Origin of the sequence: Streptomyces sp. NPDC018964, assembly GCF_044390325.1 — a bacterium.
In the GTDB taxonomy this organism is placed as follows: domain Bacteria; phylum Actinomycetota; class Actinomycetes; order Streptomycetales; family Streptomycetaceae; genus Streptomyces.
This window is the reverse complement of the sequence record NZ_JBIRYZ010000006.1, coordinates 75,189-92,314: the sequence shown is the minus strand read 5'-3', so window position 1 is coordinate 92,314 and position 17,126 is coordinate 75,189. Positions and strand designations below refer to the sequence as shown.

General features: G+C 70.6%; 16 protein-coding genes. All 16 read left to right on the top strand.

Going from position 1 to position 17,126, the window contains the following annotated elements; genetic code table 11:
• Nucleotides 1-3: 3 nt before the first annotated feature.
• The 16 genes from thrC (at nucleotide 4) to atpA (ending at nucleotide 17,110) form a co-directional block, all read left to right on the top strand.
• Complete coding sequence (gene thrC, locus ACH5AO_RS12095; protein WP_398924137.1) at nucleotides 4-1,062, top strand: threonine synthase; 1,059 nt, start codon at nucleotides 4-6, stop codon at nucleotides 1,060-1,062.
• Between the two features lie 351 nt (nucleotides 1,063-1,413).
• Nucleotides 1,414-2,331, top strand: coding sequence for a homoserine kinase (gene thrB / locus ACH5AO_RS12090; RefSeq protein ID WP_398924136.1), 918 nt, complete (start codon nucleotides 1,414-1,416; stop codon nucleotides 2,329-2,331).
• Between the two features lie 402 nt (nucleotides 2,332-2,733).
• Nucleotides 2,734-4,758, top strand: a complete 2,025-nt coding sequence (gene rho / locus ACH5AO_RS12085; RefSeq protein WP_398924135.1) for a transcription termination factor Rho — start codon at nucleotides 2,734-2,736, stop codon at nucleotides 4,756-4,758.
• Nucleotides 4,759-5,387: 629 nt separating this feature from the next.
• Complete coding sequence (gene rpmE, locus ACH5AO_RS12080) at nucleotides 5,388-5,609, top strand: 50S ribosomal protein L31 (protein ID WP_030042685.1); 222 nt, start codon at nucleotides 5,388-5,390, stop codon at nucleotides 5,607-5,609.
• 106 nt (nucleotides 5,610-5,715) lie between these two features.
• The gene (gene prfA, locus ACH5AO_RS12075) at nucleotides 5,716-6,783 is read left to right on the top strand and encodes a peptide chain release factor 1 (RefSeq protein WP_398924134.1); all 1,068 of its coding nucleotides are present in this window, start codon (nucleotides 5,716-5,718) and stop codon (nucleotides 6,781-6,783) included.
• 27 nt (nucleotides 6,784-6,810) lie between these two features.
• Nucleotides 6,811-7,656 (top strand): peptide chain release factor N(5)-glutamine methyltransferase, encoded by an 846-nt coding sequence (prmC, locus tag ACH5AO_RS12070; RefSeq protein WP_398924133.1) that lies wholly within the window; start codon nucleotides 6,811-6,813, stop codon nucleotides 7,654-7,656.
• Between the two features lie 53 nt (nucleotides 7,657-7,709).
• Complete coding sequence (locus ACH5AO_RS12065) at nucleotides 7,710-8,357, top strand: L-threonylcarbamoyladenylate synthase (protein WP_398924131.1); 648 nt, start codon at nucleotides 7,710-7,712, stop codon at nucleotides 8,355-8,357.
• Nucleotides 8,354-9,031: a protein-tyrosine-phosphatase gene (locus tag ACH5AO_RS12060; protein WP_398924130.1), complete on the top strand. Its 678-nt coding sequence runs from the start codon at nucleotides 8,354-8,356 to the stop codon at nucleotides 9,029-9,031. The genes ACH5AO_RS12065 and ACH5AO_RS12060 overlap by 4 nt, the downstream gene beginning before the upstream one ends.
• 155 nt (nucleotides 9,032-9,186) lie before the next feature.
• A complete protein-coding gene (gene glyA / locus ACH5AO_RS12055) occupies nucleotides 9,187-10,425 on the top strand; it encodes a serine hydroxymethyltransferase (RefSeq protein WP_398924129.1) in 1,239 nt (412 codons plus the stop codon).
• 139 nt (nucleotides 10,426-10,564) lie between these two features.
• Entirely contained in the window at nucleotides 10,565-11,887 is a 1,323-nt protein-coding gene (locus ACH5AO_RS12050; protein WP_398924128.1) for an MraY family glycosyltransferase, read from the top strand.
• Nucleotides 11,888-12,199: 312 nt separating this feature from the next.
• Nucleotides 12,200-12,637 (top strand): hypothetical protein, encoded by a 438-nt coding sequence (locus tag ACH5AO_RS12045; RefSeq protein WP_398924127.1) that lies wholly within the window; start codon nucleotides 12,200-12,202, stop codon nucleotides 12,635-12,637.
• Nucleotides 12,638-12,910: 273 nt separating this feature from the next.
• On the top strand, nucleotides 12,911-13,681 hold the full coding sequence (gene atpB / locus ACH5AO_RS12040; RefSeq protein WP_398924408.1) for a F0F1 ATP synthase subunit A: 771 nt from the start codon (nucleotides 12,911-12,913) through the stop codon (nucleotides 13,679-13,681).
• A gap of 76 nt (nucleotides 13,682-13,757) precedes the next feature.
• Nucleotides 13,758-13,994, top strand: coding sequence for an ATP synthase F0 subunit C (gene atpE, locus ACH5AO_RS12035; protein ID WP_093768138.1), 237 nt, complete (start codon nucleotides 13,758-13,760; stop codon nucleotides 13,992-13,994).
• Between the two features lie 39 nt (nucleotides 13,995-14,033).
• The gene (locus tag ACH5AO_RS12030; protein WP_398924126.1) at nucleotides 14,034-14,582 is read left to right on the top strand and encodes a F0F1 ATP synthase subunit B; all 549 of its coding nucleotides are present in this window, start codon (nucleotides 14,034-14,036) and stop codon (nucleotides 14,580-14,582) included.
• The gene (locus ACH5AO_RS12025) at nucleotides 14,579-15,394 is read left to right on the top strand and encodes a F0F1 ATP synthase subunit delta (RefSeq protein ID WP_398924125.1); all 816 of its coding nucleotides are present in this window, start codon (nucleotides 14,579-14,581) and stop codon (nucleotides 15,392-15,394) included. Before ACH5AO_RS12030 ends, ACH5AO_RS12025 begins: the two co-directional genes overlap by 4 nt.
• 126 nt (nucleotides 15,395-15,520) lie before the next feature.
• Entirely contained in the window at nucleotides 15,521-17,110 is a 1,590-nt protein-coding gene (gene atpA, locus ACH5AO_RS12020; protein WP_398924124.1) for a F0F1 ATP synthase subunit alpha, read from the top strand.
• Nucleotides 17,111-17,126: the final 16 nt, after the last annotated feature.

Here is a 17,126-nt window from a genome sequence, read left to right as displayed (position 1 = left end):
GCAATGACCCACCAGTGGCGCGGAATCATCGAGGAGTACCGGGACCGGCTGCCGGTCTCCGACACCACGCCGGTCGTGACGCTCCGCGAGGGCGGTACGCCGCTCGTGCCCGCGCAGGTGCTCTCCGAGCGCACGGGCTGCGAGGTGCACCTCAAGGTCGAGGGAGCGAACCCGACCGGGTCCTTCAAGGACCGGGGCATGACCATGGCCATCTCCAAGGCGAAGGAGGAGGGCGCCAAGGCCGTCATCTGCGCCTCCACGGGCAACACCTCCGCCTCCGCCGCCGCGTACGGGGTGCGGGCCGGGATGGTGTCCGCCGTCCTCGTGCCGCAGGGCAAGATCGCGCTCGGCAAGATGGGTCAGGCGCTGGTCCACGGCGCGAAGATCCTCCAGGTCGACGGCAACTTCGACGACTGCCTCACGCTGGCCCGCGCGCTGAGCGACAACTACCCGGTGGCGCTGGTCAATTCGGTCAATCCGGTACGGATAGAAGGCCAGAAGACCGCCGCCTTCGAGATCGTGGACATGCTGGGCGACGCCCCCGACATCCACGTCCTGCCGGTGGGCAACGCGGGCAACATCACCGCGTACTGGAAGGGGTACAAGGAGTACGCCGCCGACGGGATCAGCACCAGGACGCCGCGCATGTGGGGCTTCCAGGCCTCCGGCAGCGCGCCGATCGTGCGCGGCGAGGTCGTCAAGGACCCGTCGACCATCGCCACCGCCATCCGCATCGGCAACCCCGCCTCCTGGAACTTCGCGCTCGCCGCGCGGGACGAGTCGGGCGGCGCCATCGACGAGGTGACGGACCGTGAGATCCTGCGCGCCTACCGGCTGTTGGCCTCCCAGGAGGGCGTCTTCGTCGAGCCCGCGTCCGCCGCGTCGGTCGCCGGTCTGCTGAAGGCCGCCGAGCAGGGCAAGGTCGACCCGGGGCAGACGATCGTGTGCACCGTCACCGGCAACGGTCTGAAGGACCCGGACTGGGCCGTCGCCGGCGCCCCACAGCCGGTCACCGTCCCGGTGGACGCCGCGACCGCCGCCGAGCGGCTCGGCCTCGCCTGACGGGGACGGCGACCCGCGACCTCGTCCGCGCAACGGGCGTAAGGGCGCGTCCACCTGGGGAAGTTCCCTACAGTGGATGCACAGGGGGCTTACGACACGCATCGTGCGCCTCCTGTGCGCCCTATGTCGCCAGTGAACCTTCCTTCGATAGGCTGTACCGAACCCGCCCGCCGCATATGCCGCGGTATCGCGGCGTCTCCGTGGTCCGGAAAGCGGCCCGGAGCGGCCCGGAAAGCGGCCGGCCACCCCGGCCGGCGGCGATCCCAGGGGTTTCGTACGCCCTCACATGTCCCCCGTACGTCCATCGAATGTCATTCGACAGTCACGCAGCTCAAGGAGAGTCTTCGAGCGATGGCCGGTCCCGCGTTCCGCGCCGCCGCCGTCCGGGTGCGCGTCCCCGCCACCAGCGCCAACCTCGGCCCGGGCTTCGACGCCCTCGGCCTCGCGCTGGGGCTCTACGACGACGTGGTCGTCCGGGTGGCCGACTCCGGGCTGCACATCGACATCGCCGGCGAGGGCGGCGAGACCCTCCCGCGCGACGAGAGCCACCTGCTCGTACGCTCCCTGCGCACCGCCTTCGACCTGCTCGGCGGACAGCCGCGCGGCCTGGAGATCGTCTGCGCCAACCGCATCCCGCACGGCCGCGGCCTGGGCTCCTCCTCCGCCGCCATCTGCGCCGGGATCGTCGCCGCCCGCGCCGTGACCATAGGCGCCGAGGCCAGGCTCGACGACACCGCGCTCCTCGAACTCGCCACCGAGATCGAGGGCCACCCCGACAACGTCGCGGCCTGCCTGCTGGGCGGTTTCACCCTGTCCTGGATGGAGAGCGGCGCGGCCCGCGCGATCAGGATGGAGCCCGCCGATTCCATCGTTCCGGTGGTTTTCGTGCCCGGGAAGCCGGTCCTCACCGAGACCGCGCGCGGCCTGCTCCCGCGCACCGTGCCGCACGTCGACGCCGCCGCCAACGCGGGCCGCGCCGCCCTGCTCGTCGAGGCCCTGACCAGGCGCCCCGAGCTGCTGCTGCCCGCCACCGAGGACCGACTGCACCAGGAGTACCGCGCCCCGGCCATGCCCGAGAGCGCCGCCCTGGTGGAGCGGCTGCGGGGGGACGGGATCCCCGCGGTGATCTCCGGCGCCGGACCCACGGTCATGGCGCTGGCCGACGCGGAAAGCGCCGACAAGGTCGAAGCACTGGCCGGCACCGACTGGGCCGCCAACCGGCTCGGTCTCGACGTGCGGGGCGCGAGCGTGCTTCCGCTCGCCACCTGACACACGGTCGCCGGATTTCGAGAGGGGGAATGTTTGTTGGATCCGGTAGTGTTAACCTCAAGTCTGCACCCGACCCCACCATGGCGAGGTGCCTCGTGTCCCCGTCCGGGACAGACATTCTTCCGGGAGCCCCCCAAGTCGCATTGTGTTCTCTGCTACGTACGCGGGCAGTACGTCGCACGCGGACACTGAGCGGCCCGCGGGGCAGGCTTCGGAACCGGTGCGACCACGCCACGTGACACTGGGTGCCACGGCTCGGGGAAGCGCCATCACCAGATATCTCTTCCGCCGCTCAGGCGGACAACCGCCCCGGCACGGTTCACACAGCAAGGACCGATGCCGGACAGCACAACCGGTCGCCGAGCCAGACAGGCCGACGTCCGCTCCAGGGAAGGACCCTTCGTGAGCGACACCACCGATCTGATGGGCGCACGTGTCGAGGAGACCGCTGCCGCGCCCGCCACGGACGCTTCCGCGCCTGCCACCGGTGCCGGCTCCCGGCGGCGCCGCGGTACCGGCCTCGAGGGCATGGTGCTGGCCGAGCTGCAACAGGTCGCGTCCGGCCTCGGGATCAGGGGCACCGCGCGCATGCGCAAGAGCCAGCTGATCGAGGTCATCAAGGAGGCGCAGGCCGCCGGAGGCGCCCCCGCCCCGGCCAAGGCCGAGTCCGCAGAGACCAAGCCCAAGCGCCGCGCCACCTCCCGGACCCGTACGGGCGAGGCCGCCGAGAAGAAGGCCGACGCCAAGGCCGAGCAGGCCCCCGCCGAGAAGGCCACGGCCCAGCAGCAGATCGAGATCCCGGGCCAGCCCTCCCCGAAGGGCTCGGCCGAGCCGGCCGAGGAGGCCGCTCCCGCCGAGCGCCGCCGCCGTCGCGCCACCGCCGAGGCCGGTGCCCCGGCCGCCACCGCGACCGAGACGGTCACCACCGAGGCGAAGGCCGAACCCAAGGCCGAGACCCCGGCCCAGCCGCAGGGCGACGCCAGGGCCGACCACGACGGCGGCGAGGGCCGCCGCCGCGACCGCCGTGAGCGCGGCCGCGACCGTGACCGCGGCGAGCGTGGCGACCGCGGTGAGCGCGGTGACCGTCGCGGCAAGGGCGACGACCAGCAGGGCCAGGGCGGCCAGAACCGCCAGCAGAGCCAGCAGGGCGGCGGCCGGCAGGACCGCCAGCAGCACGACGACGACGACTTCGAGGGCGGCCGCCGTGGCCGTCGCGGCCGCTACCGCGACCGCCGTGGCCGTCGCGGCCGCGACGAGATGGCCTCCGAGCCGCAGCTCACCGACGACGACGTCCTGATCCCGGTCGCAGGCATCCTCGACATCCTCGACAACTACGCGTTCATCCGGACCTCCGGCTACCTGCCCGGCCCGAACGACGTGTACGTCTCCCTCGCCCAGGTCCGCAAGAACGGCCTGCGCAAGGGCGACCACCTCACCGGCGCCGTGCGCCAGCCCAAGGAGGGCGAGCGCCGCGAGAAGTTCAACGCGCTGGTGCGCCTGGACTCCGTCAACGGCATGGCGCCCGAACACGGCCGCGGCCGCCCGGAGTTCAACAAGCTCACCCCGCTGTACCCGCAGGACCGCCTCCGCCTGGAGACGGACCCCGGCGTCCTCACCACCCGCATCATCGACCTCGTCGCGCCCATCGGCAAGGGCCAGCGCGGTCTGATCGTGGCCCCGCCGAAGACCGGCAAGACCATGATCATGCAGGCGATCGCCAACGCGATCACGCACAACAACCCCGAGTGCCACCTGATGGTCGTCCTCGTCGACGAGCGTCCGGAAGAGGTCACCGACATGCAGCGGTCGGTCAAGGGCGAGGTCATCTCCTCGACCTTCGACCGCCCGGCCGAGGACCACACCACGGTCGCCGAGCTCGCCATCGAGCGCGCCAAGCGCCTGGTGGAGCTGGGTCACGACGTCGTCGTGCTGCTCGACTCGATCACCCGTCTGGGCCGTGCGTACAACCTCGCCGCCCCGGCCTCCGGCCGCATCCTCTCCGGTGGTGTCGACTCGACGGCCCTGTACCCGCCGAAGCGCTTCTTCGGCGCGGCCCGCAACATCGAGGACGGCGGCTCGCTGACCATCCTCGCCACCGCCCTGGTGGACACCGGGTCCCGCATGGACGAGGTCATCTTCGAGGAGTTCAAGGGCACCGGCAACGCGGAGCTCAAGCTCGACCGGAAGCTCGCCGACAAGCGCATCTTCCCCGCGGTGGACGTCGACGCGTCCGGCACCCGCAAGGAGGAGATCCTGCTCGCCAGCGACGAGCTCGCCATCGTCTGGAAGCTGCGCCGGGTGCTGCACGCCCTCGACCAGCAGCAGGCGGTCGAACTGCTTCTCGACAAGATGAAGCAGACCAAGTCGAACGCCGAGTTCCTGATGCAGATCCAGAAGACGACGCCGACGCCGGGCAACGGCGACTGACGTCACACCTTCCGCCGAAAGGGCCGCTCCCGCCGGGGAGCGGCCCTTTCGCGTACGGCGGGGGCTTCGCCACCACGGCGCTCCCGGAGGCTTCGCCACCAGGACGTCCGCCGGGCCGGGACCGGGCGGAATCCCTTCCGTCCTGTCCCGCGTTCCCCCGCCCGCCCCGACGGCGGGACGACGGGGGCCGTACGGCCGTGAGGGCCGGGTCCGGCACCGGGTGCGGGGGTGACCGGCCAGGACGAGCCGAGGAGCACACGCACAGGTCCGCCGAGAGCACACCGGGCCGCCGGGGCGAGGGGCGTCGGCGCACGGGCCTGAAGGCCGCGGCCCGGCCCGCCGCCGGCACCGTCGCCCTCGTCGGCACCGGCGCCGGACACCCGCGCCGAGGGCGCGGTCACCGGTGAGGTGAAGGGCGTGGTCGACACCGGGCGGGGGCGCGGGACCGTGGCGGTGTGCGGCTCCGTCGCGCGGGTGCGGCGAGGCCCGTCGGCCCGCGGGGAACAAATGACGGTGGCCCCCGGTTTTGGGAGAGGACCCCAGTCCTGGCAGACTGGTGAGTCGGCCCCGGTTCACGCTCCCGCACCCCGCGGATGCGACCCGGTGCCCTCCCGAACCTAGGAGACACCTTGAAGCGCGACATCCACCCCGAGTACGTCGAGACGCAGGTCAGCTGCACCTGCGGCGCGTCGTTCACCACCCGTAGCACGATCGACAGCGGCACCATCCGTGCCGAGGTCTGCTCCGAGTGCCACCCGTTCTACACGGGCAAGCAGAAGATCCTCGACACCGGTGGCCGTGTGGCCCGCTTCGAGGCCCGCTTCGGCAAGGCCGCCGGCTCCAAGAAGTAGCGAGCCCCATATCGCCGGTCCACGGCCGCGTCCCCACCCGGGGGCGGGCCGGGACCGGCGTTTTTGGTCGCCCGCCCCTTCACCCACGCAATCGCAGGAGCCCAAGATGTTCGAGGCCGTCGAGGAACTCGTCGCCGAGCACGCCGACCTGGAGAAGAAGCTCGCCGACCCGTCGGTCCACGCCGACCAGGCCAACGCGCGCAAGCTGAACAAGCGCTACGCCGAGCTCACCCCGATCGTCGCCACGTACCGCTCCTGGAAGCAGACGGGTGACGACATCGAGACCGCCCGCGAGCTGGCCGCCGACGACCCCGACTTCGCCGCCGAGGTCAAGGACCTGGAGAAGCAGCGCGAGGAGCTCACTGAGAAGCTCCGCCTGCTGCTGGTCCCGCGCGACCCCAGCGACGACAAGGACGTCATCCTCGAGATCAAGGCGGGCGCGGGCGGCGACGAGTCCGCCCTGTTCGCCGGCGACCTGCTGCGCATGTACCTGCGCTACGCCGAGCGCGTCGGCTGGAAGACCGAGATCATCGACGCCACCGAGTCCGAGCTGGGCGGCTACAAGGACGTCCAGGTGGCCGTGAAGGCCCGCGGGCAGATCGAGCCCGGCCAGGGCGTGTGGGCGCGGCTGAAGTACGAGGGCGGCGTGCACCGCGTGCAGCGCGTGCCGGCCACCGAGTCGCAGGGCCGCATCCACACCTCCGCCGCCGGTGTCCTGGTGACCCCCGAGGCGGAGGAGGTCGACGTCGAGATCAACCCGAACGACCTGCGCATCGACGTCTACCGGTCCTCCGGGCCCGGCGGGCAGTCCGTCAACACCACCGACTCCGCCGTGCGCATCACGCACCTGCCGACCGGGGTCGTCGCCTCCTGCCAGAACGAGAAGAGCCAGCTCCAGAACAAGGAGCAGGCCATGCGCATCCTGCGCTCCAGGCTCCTCGCGGCGGCGCAGGAGGAGGCGGAGCGGGAGGCGGCCGACGCCCGCCGCAGCCAGGTCCGCACCGTCGACCGCTCCGAGAAGATCCGCACGTACAACTTCCCGGAGAACCGCATCTCGGACCACCGCGTCGGCTTCAAGGCGTACAACCTCGACCAGGTCCTGGACGGCGACCTCGCCGCGGTGATCCAGGCCTGTGTCGACGCTGACTCGGCCGCCAAGCTCGCCGCCGCGTAAACCCCGTAGACAGCCCGGAGGACCGTCGTGAACCTGCTGCTCGCCGAGGTGGCCCAGGCCACCCAGCGGCTCGCCGACGCCGGCGTGCCCTCGCCGCGCACCGACGCGGAGGAGCTCGCCGCGTTCGTGCACGGCGTCAAGCGCGGCGAGCTGCACCGCGTGAAGGACTCCGACTTCGACGCCCGGTACTGGGAGGTCATCGCCCGCCGCGAGGCCCGCGAGCCGCTCCAGCACATCACCGGGCGCGCGTACTTCCGCTACCTGGAGCTCCAGGTCGGCCCCGGGGTGTTCGTGCCGCGGCCCGAGACCGAGTCGGTGGTCGGCTGGGCGATAGACGCCGTCCGCGCGATGGACGTCGTCGAGCCCTGCATCGTCGACCTGTGCACCGGCTCGGGCGCCATCGCGCTGGCGCTCGCCCAGGAGGTGCCGCGCTCGCGCGTGTACGCCGTGGAGCTGTCCGAGGACGCCCTGCAGTGGACCCGCAAGAACATGGAGGGGTCCAGGGTCGAACTGCGCCAGGGAGACGCCCGGACGGCCTTCCCGGACCTCGACGGCCAGGTCGACCTGGTCGTCTCCAACCCGCCGTACATCCCGCTCACCGAGTGGGAGTACGTCGCCCCTGAGGCCCGCGACTACGATCCCGACCTGGCCCTGTTCTCCGGTGAGGACGGCCTCGACCTGATCCGCGGCCTGGAGCGCACCGCGCACCGGCTGCTGCGCCCCGGCGGGGTGGTCGTCGTCGAGCACGCCGACACCCAGGGCGGACAGGTCCCGTGGATCTTCGCCGAGGAACGCGGGTGGGCCGACGCGGCCGACCACCCCGACCTGAACAACCGCCCCCGGTTCGCCACCGCCCGCAAGGCGCTGCCGTGAGCGTCCCGCATACTTCATCCCCCCAGCAGCACCCGTACGAGGAGGCCCGCTAGATGGCTCGCCGATACGACACCAACGACGCGACCGACCGCACGACCGGTCTGCGCGAAGCCGCCTCCGCCGTCCGCCGGGGCGAGCTCGTGGTGCTGCCGACGGACACCGTGTACGGGATCGGCGCCGACGCGTTCACCTCGGAGGCCGTCGCCGACCTGCTGGAGGCCAAGGGCCGGGGCCGCAACATGCCCACGCCCGTTCTCATCGGCTCCCCGAACACCCTGCACGGCCTGGTCACCGACTTCTCCGAGCTGGCCTGGGAACTCGTCGACGCGTTCTGGCCGGGCGCGCTGACGCTGGTCGCCCGGCACCAGCCGTCGCTCCAGTGGGACCTCGGGGACACCCGGGGCACGGTCGCCGTACGGATGCCGCTGCACCCGGTCGCCATCGAACTGCTCACCGAGGTCGGGCCCATGGCCGTGTCCTCGGCGAACCTGACCGGCCACCCGGCGCCGGAGAACTGCGACGCCGCGCAGGAGATGCTCGGCGACTCCGTCTCCGTGTACCTCGACGGCGGCCCGACGCCCGGCAACGTGCCCTCCTCCATCGTCGACGTCACCCGGCCCGTGCCGGTGCTGCTGCGCGAGGGCGCGCTCTCGCCGGAGGAGCTGCGCAAGGTGGTACCCGACCTCGAGGTGGCGAATTGACGGCCCCCGAGTCGGGGCGTGGCATAGGCAACGGGGAATCCAGCGCGGAGATCACGACCACCTTCGGGTTTCCGCGCGACACCTTCCGCATCCTCCACGTCAGTACCGGAAACGTGTGCCGCTCGCCCATCACCGAGCGGCTGACCCGGCATTTCGTGAGCCAGCGGCTGGGGATCCTGGGTGGCGGGCTGATCGTGGAGAGCGCGGGCACCTGGGGGCACGAGGGCGCGCCGATGGAGGCCAACGCGGAGGCCGTGCTGGAGGAGTACGGGGCGGACGCGTCGGGGTTCGTGGGGCGTGAGCTGCTGGACGAGCACGTGATCCGGGCGGACCTGGTGCTGACGGCCACGCGGGACCACCGGGCGCAGGTCATCTCCATGGGGCATTCGGCGGGGCTGCGGACGTTCACGCTGAAGGAGTTCACGCGGCTGGTCGACGCGATCGATCCGGCGACGCTGCCTCCGCTGGACGAGGGGCTGGTCATGCGCGCCCGGGCGCTGGTGCGGGCTGCGGCGGCTCTACGCGGGTGGCTGCTGGCGCCGACGGCCGAGGCGGACGAGGTGTACGACCCGTACGGGGCGCCGCTGACGTTCTTCCGGTCCATCGGGGACGAGATATTCGAGGCGCTGGATCCTGTGGTGACGGCGCTGACCGGGGTGCCTGCTCGGGCGTAGGCCGGCTGCTGTCGGGGTGGGTTTCAAGGCCTCCGGCGTTGTTCCGCTGTGCCCACCCTCCCCCATTGCCCGAAAGGCACGGGAGGTACCCCCACCGCCCTGCGGAACGACTGCCCACAGCGACGTACGGGCTGATGCGTCCTACATTGGGCGGTATGACGGTCGGGCGTGTGCTTGAGGGTGATGTGGTGCGGCGGCAGGATCCCGAGCTCGCCGATGTGCTGCTCGCGGAACGCGAGCGGCAGTCGAGCACGCTCCAGCTGATCGCCGCCGAGAACTTCATGTCGTCGGCCGTGCTGGCCGCCCTCGGCTCGCCGCTGGCCAACAAGTACGCCGAGGGGTACCCCGGCAACCGCCACCACGGCGGCTGCGAGGTCGTCGACGTCGCCGAGCGCCTCGCCGTGGAGCGGGCCACGGCGCTGTTCGGCGCCGAGCACGCCAACGTGCAGGCGCACTCCGGCTCGTCCGCCGTGCTCGCCGCGTACGCCGTCCTGCTGCGCCCCGGCGACACCGTCCTCGCCCTCGGCCTGCCCTACGGCGGCCACCTCACCCACGGCTCGCCCGCCAACTTCTCCGGCCGCTGGTTCGACGTCGTCGGCTACGGCGTGGAAGCGGAGAGCGGACTCGTCGACCACGACCAGGTCCGCGCCCTCGCGCACACCCGCCGCCCCAAGGCGATCGTCTGCGGCTCCATCGCCTACCCCCGCCACATCGACTACGCGTTCTTCCGCGAGGTCGCCGACGAGGTGGGCGCGTATCTGATCGCCGACGCCGCGCACCCCATCGGCCTGGTCGCCGGGGGAGTGGCGCCCAGCCCGGTGCCGTACGCGGACATCGTGTGCGCGACGACGCACAAGGTGCTGCGGGGTCCGCGCGGCGGGATGATCCTGTGCGGCGGCGAGCTGGCCGAGCGCGTCGACCGCGCCGTCTTCCCCTTCAGCCAGGGCGGCGCCCAGATGAACGCCGTCGCGGCCAAGGCCGTCGCGTTCGGGGAGGCGGCGACACCGGCGTTCGCCGCGTACGCGCACCAGGTGGTCGCCAACGCGCGGGCGCTGGCCGCCGCGCTGGCCGCCGAGGGGCTGGCGGTCACCACCGGCGGCACCGACACCCACCTGATCGTCGCCGACCCGGCGCCGCTCGGCGTCGACGGGCGCACCGCGCGCGGCAGGCTCGCGGCGGCCGGGCTCGTCCTGGACTGCTGCGCGCTCCCGCACGACGACGGCCGCGGGCTGCGGCTGGGCACGGCGGCGGTGACCACGCAGGGCATGGGGGCGAGGGAGATGACGTTCGTCGCGGGGCTGCTGGCGAGCGTCCTGCGGGGCGGCACCGAGCCCGCGCGGGCCCGGGAGGACGTACGGGAACTGGCCGCGGCGTTCCCGCCGTACCCCCACTGAACGGGCCGGTTTCCGGGGTTGGCGTCACGGACGCACCGTCACGCGTGCAACCATCGTGGATACCCGGAAGTCCTCACCCGTATGCGCGCCTCGCTAGGGTGTGGGGCTGTGATGGCCAGCGAGACCTGTGGGGAAGCCCGTGCGTGAATACCTGCTGACGCTCTGCATCACGGCCGCGGTGACGTACCTGCTGACAGGGCCGGTACGGAAGTTCGCGATCGTGGCCGGGGCGATGCCGGAGATCCGGGCACGTGACGTGCACCGGGAACCCACTCCGCGGCTCGGCGGTATCGCCATGTTCTTCGGCCTGTGCGCGGGCCTGCTGGCCGCCGACCACCTCACCAACCTCGGCCAGCTCTTCGAGAAGTCCAACGAGCCGCGGGCGCTGCTCTCCGGGGCCGCGCTGATCTGGCTGATCGGCGTGCTGGACGACAAGTTCGAGATCGACGCGCTGATCAAGCTGGGCGGCCAGATGATCGCCGCCGGCGTGATGGTCATGCAGGGTCTGACGATCCTGTGGCTGCCCGTCCCGGGCGTCGGCACGGTCGCGCTGACCCAGTGGCAGGGCACCCTGCTCACGGTGGCGCTGGTCGTCATCACCATCAACGCGGTCAACTTCGTCGACGGCCTCGACGGCCTCGCGGCCGGCATGGTGTGCATCGCGGCGGCCGCGTTCTTCATGTACGCCTACCGCATCTGGTACTCGTACGGCATCGAGGCCGCCGCCCCCGCGACGCTGTTCGCGGCCATCCTGATGGGCATGTGCCTGGGCTTCCTGCCGCACAACATGCACCCCGCGCGGATCTTCATGGGTGACTCGGGCTCGATGCTGATCGGTCTGGTCCTGGCGGCGGGCGCGATCTCCATCACGGGACAGGTCGACCCGGACAGCCTGTTCGGCGGGTCCGAGCGCAGCACGGTGCACCAGATGGTGCCGGTCTACATCCCGCTGGTGATGCCGCTGACGATCATCGCGATCCCGGCCGCCGACCTGATCCTGGCGATCGTGCGGCGCACCTGGCGGGGCCAGTCGCCGTTCGCGGCGGACCGGGGGCATCTGCACCACCGGCTGCTGGAGATCGGCCACTCGCACAGCCGGGCGGTGCTGATCATGTACTTCTGGTCGGCGCTGATCGGCTTCGGCGCGCTGACCTACTCGGTGAACTCGGCGTCGATGTGGATCGTGCTGGGCGTCGTCATCCTCTCCGCGCTCGGCCTCGTGCTGCTCCTGCTGCCCCGCTTCACGCCGCGCGCCCCGCGCTGGGCGGAGGCCGTCGTGCCCCCGCGCTACCGCCGTCGCCGCCGGACGGTCCCGGTCACCGCCGCGGACGCGTCGGCCCCGGCGGACCCGGAGCCCGCCGACGGCCACCGCACCCCGGTCGCCGCGGGTGTCTCCGGTGTCAACGGCGCGACCGCCGTCGGCCCTCGCGCACACCTGGCCGACCGATCACGGTCAAGGTAAGAATCCGACTAGAGCATTGCCAAGTCGTGGGGCTCCTATGGGGCATCGTTGGGTGTGCGAACCGCCCCAATATCAGACAAAGAGGTCGAGTTCTCGCTCGGGCGTGCAGATTCACTCTCATGTGTGACGGTGAGCACGCCGGACAGGTAAAGACTGCATCAAATAGTTTGTGATACCGTTCACGAGAACCCCGGATACAGCCACGGAACCGCAGTGCGACGGTTCACCGGCGCGAGGAATTCTCACTCGGCCCGGGGGTCTACGCTCGTCCATGACGACACCCTGCCCCCTGCGAAAAGCGGAGTTGCCGCCATGCCGTCCCATGACGTCCGGAACCTTCTGCAGTGCGCTGTGCCCACAGCGGCTGCCGGTGCGGTCGCCGTTGCCGTCAGCGCCGCGGTGGCCGGCGGCAAGGGTGCCATCGGTGCGGTCGTGGGGGTCGTGCTCGCCATCCTGTTCATGGGGATCGGCCTGTACGTCCTGCAGTGGACGGCGAAGTCGCTGCCGCAGTTGTTCCAGGCCATGGGGCTGATGCTCTACGTGGCACAGCTCCTGCTGCTGATGATCTTCGTCGCGATCTTCAAGGACACCTCGCTCTTCGACCCGAAGGCGTTCGCGATCTCGCTCGTCGTGGCGACGCTCGTGTGGATGGGCGCGCAGGCCCGTGCGCACATGAAGGCCAAGCTCTTCTACGTCGACCCGGACTCCGCGAAGAGCGACGAGTCCGAGAAGACGGGGCCGTCGTCGTGACGGGTAGGGGCGCGATAAAGACCGGTGAGAACTCCTGCTATCGTCCGGTGCCAACTGCGGCATCGCGGGCGCGGGCATCCGAGCTGACGCCTGAGCGATCGCGAGGCTCGATGCCCCTCAGCCGCCCCCACATCCGTAACACCTGTCCGGTGCCGACCCGCGGACCTGTGCCGCGCCGACACAACGAGGTTGCCGTACCTATGCGTCACGCCGAAGGAGCCCGTGGTGAGTGCTGACCAGACCCAGCTCGCCTTTGACTGGAGCTGTCGGATCATGTCCGACAACGGGTGTGGTTTTCCGGCTCCGGGCCTGCACTCGTTCCTCTTCCAGCCGATCGCCACGGTCGGGGGGTTCGAGTTCAACAAGGTGATGCTGCTCGCGCTCATCACCACCGTCCTCGTCATCGGCTTCTTCTACGCGGCCTTCGGCAAGGCCAAGGTGGTGCCGGGCAAGCTGCAGATGGTCGGTGAGGCGGGCTACGACTTCGTCCGCCGCGGGATCGTCTACGAGACCCTCGGCAAGAAGGAGGGCGAGAAGTACGTCCCCCTGATGGTCTCGCTGTTCTTCTTCATCTGGATCATGAACATCTGGTCCGTGATCCCGCTGGCCCAGTTCCCGGTCTCGTCGATCATCGCGTACCCGATGGTGCTGGCCGCGATCGTCTATGTCATCTGGGTCGGACTGACCTTCAAGCGGCACGGCTTCGTGGGCGCCTTCAAGAACTTCACAGGCTACGACAAGTCGCTGGGCGCCGTGCTGCCGCTCGTCATGGTCATCGAGTTCTTCTCGAACCTGCTGGTCCGGCCGTTCACGCACGCGGTGCGACTGTTCGCCAACATGTTCGCCGGTCACCTGATGCTGGTGATGTTCACCGTCGCCTCCTGGTACCTGCTGAACAGCTGGATGATCCCGGCCGCCGGCGTCTCCTTCGCCATGACGATGGCCATGATCCTCTTCGAGCTTTTCGTGCAGGCCGTCCAGGCGTACGTCTTCGTACTGCTGGCCTGCTCGTACATCCAGGGCGCGCTCGCCGAGCACCACTGAGCACCTCCCGCCCTTCAGCCCCAGAACGTCCGGTGGCCAACCCCCGCCGGTCCATGAAAGAGAAGGAAGATTCAGCATGGCTGCCACTGAGACCCTCGCCGCTGTCTCCGGTTCGCTCGGTTCCATCGGCTACGGCCTCGCCGCCATCGGCCCCGGCATCGGCGTCGGCATCATCTTCGGCAACGGCACCCAGGCCCTGGCCCGTCAGCCCGAGGCGGCCGGCCTGATCCGTGCCAACCAGATCCTCGGCTTCGCCTTCTGTGAGGCGCTCGCCCTCATCGGCATCGTTATGCCGTTCGTGTTCGGTAAGTAATCACTCCTTACCCGGCACGTTTCGACGAAAGGCACTGATGTGATCGCCAACCTGGTACAGCTGGCGGCCGAGGAGGAGCAGAACCCGCTCGTTCCTCCGGGCCCCGAGCTGCTCGTCGGCACCATCGCCTTCGCCATCGTGTTCTTCTTCTTCTGGAAGAAGCTGCTCCCGAACATCAACAAGGTTCTGGAGGAGCGCCGCACGGCGATCGAAGGCGGTATCGAAGAGGCCGAGGCCATGAAGGTCGAGGCCCAGAGCGTCCTTGAGCAGTACAAGGCTCAGCTCGCCGAGGCCCGGCACGAGGCCGCGCGTCTGCGCCAGGAGGCGCAGGAGCAGGGTGCCGCGCTCATCGCCGAGATGCGGGCCGAGGGCCAGCGTCAGCGCGAGGAGATCGTCGCCGCCGGCCACGCGCAGATCGAGGCCGACCGCAAGGCCGCCGCCTCCTCGCTGCGCCAGGACGTCGGCAAGCTCGCCACCGACCTGGCCGGCAAGCTCGTCGGCGAGTCCCTCGAGGACCACGCCCGGCAGAGCCGCGTGATCGACCGCTTCCTCGACGAGCTCGACCAGAAGGCCGAGGCCGCGCGATGAACGGAGCGAGCCGCGAGGCCCTGGCAGCCGCACGTGAGCGTCTCGACGCGCTGACGGACTCCACGTCCGTGAACGCGGGCTCGCTCGCCGACGAGCTGGCGGCCGTCACCGCGCTGCTCGACCGCGAGGTGTCGCTGCGTCGGGTCCTCACCGACCCGGCGCAGGCCGGTGAGGCCAAGGCCGAACTGGCCCAGCGCCTGCTCGGCTCGCAGGTCAGCGGCCCGGCCGCGGACCTGGTGTCCGGCATGGTGCGCTCCCGCTGGTCGCAGTCCCGCGACCTGGTGGACGCGCTGGAGGAGCTGGCGAACACCGCCGACCTCACCGCCGCCCAGAAGGCGGGCACGCTCGACGACGTCGAGGACGAGCTGTTCCGGTTCGGCCGGATCGTCTCCTCCAGCACCGAGCTGCGTGCCGCGCTGACCAACCGGAGCGCCACCGCCTCCGCCAAGGGCGAGCTGCTGCGCAGCCTGCTCGGCGGCAGGGCGGCCACGGCCACCGAGCGTCTGGTCACCCGTCTCGTGACCGCGCCGCGGGGACGTAGCCTGGAGTCGGGACTGGAGTCCCTGTCCAAGCTCGCCGCCGAGCGCCGGGACCGTACGGTGGCCGTCGTCACCTCCGCGGTGCCGCTGAGCGACCGGCAGAAGCAGCGCCTGGGCGACGCCCTCGCGAAGCTCTACGGCCGCCGGATGCACCTCAACCTCGACGTCGACCCCGCGGTCGTCGGCGGGATCCGGGTGCAGGTCGGTGACGAGGTCATCAACGGCTCCCTGGCGGACCGGCTCGAGGACGCGAGCCGTCGGCTGGCCGGCTGAGCAGCACATTCTGAATAGGCAGTACGTACTTACGGCCCTGGTTGGGCCGTGCAGAGGATTCCTGGGGGTCGCCCCCAGACCCCCCAAGTGAAACTTCGGGCCCAACAAGGAGAGCAGGGAACTCAGATGGCGGAGCTCACGATCCGGCCGGAGGAGATCCGGGACGCGCTGGAGAACTTTGTCCAGTCGTACAAGCCGGACGCGGCCTCGCGCGAGGAGGTCGGTACGGTCACCCTTGCCGGCGACGGCATCGCGAAGGTCGAGGGTCTCCCCTCGGCCATGGCCAACGAGCTGCTGAAGTTCGAGGACGGCACCCTCGGCCTCGCCCTCAACCTCGAGGAGCGCGAGATCGGTGCCATCGTCCTCGGTGAGTTCAGCGGCATCGAGGAGGGCCAGCCGGTCACCCGCACCGGCGAGGTCCTGTCCGTCGCCGTCGGCGAGGGTTACCTCGGCCGCGTGGTCGACCCGCTCGGCAACCCGATCGACGGCCTCGGCGAGATCGAGACCGAGGGCCGCCGTGCCCTCGAACTGCAGGCCCCCACGGTCATGCAGCGCAAGTCGGTGCACGAGCCGATGGAGACGGGCTACAAGGCCGTCGACGCCATGACCCCGATCGGCCGTGGTCAGCGCCAGCTGATCATCGGCGACCGCCAGACCGGCAAGACCGCCCTGGCCGTCGACACGATCATCAACCAGCGCGACAACTGGCGCTCCGGCGACCCGAAGAAGCAGGTCCGCTGCATCTACGTCGCCATCGGCCAGAAGGGCTCCACCATCGCGTCGGTCCGCCGCGCGCTGGAGGAGAACGGCGCGCTGGAGTACACGACCATCGTCGCCGCCCCGGCGTCCGACCCGGCCGGCTTCAAGTACCTGGCGCCGTACACCGGTTCGGCCATCGGCCAGCAGTGGATGTACGAGGGCAAGCACGTCCTGATCATCTTCGACGACCTGTCGAAGCAGGCCGACGCCTACCGCGCCGTCTCCCTGCTGCTGCGCCGCCCGCCGGGCCGCGAGGCCTACCCGGGTGACGTCTTCTACCTGCACTCCCGTCTGCTGGAGCGCTGCGCCAAGCTCTCCGACGACATGGGCGCGGGCTCGATGACCGGTCTGCCGATCGTAGAGACCAAGGCCAACGACGTGTCGGCGTTCATCCCGACCAACGTCATCTCCATCACCGACGGCCAGTGCTTCCTGGAGTCGGACCTGTTCAACGCCGGTCAGCGCCCCGCGCTGAACGTCGGTATCTCCGTCTCCCGAGTCGGTGGTTCCGCGCAGCACAAGGCGATGAAGCAGGTCTCCGGCCGTCTGCGCGTGGACCTCGCCCAGTTCCGTGAGCTGGAGGCGTTCGCCGCCTTCGGTTCCGACCTGGACGCCGCGTCCAAGGCGCAGCTGGAGCGCGGTCAGCGCATGGTCGAGCTGCTGAAGCAGGACCAGTACCAGCCGATGTCCACCGAGGACCAGGTCGTCTCCGTCTGGGCCGGCACCACCGGCAAGATGGACGACGTGCCGGTCGCCGACATCCGCCGCTTCGAGAAGGAGCTGCTCGAGTACCTGCACCGCAGCGAGCAGGGCCTCATGACCTCCATCCGCGAGGGCGGCAAGATGTCCGACGACACCCTGCAGGCCGTGGCCGAGGCGATCGCGGCCTTCAAGAAGCAGTTCGAGACGAGCGACGGCAAGCTGCTCGGCGAGGACGCCCCGTCCGCCGCCAAGTGACGTAAGGAAGGGACCT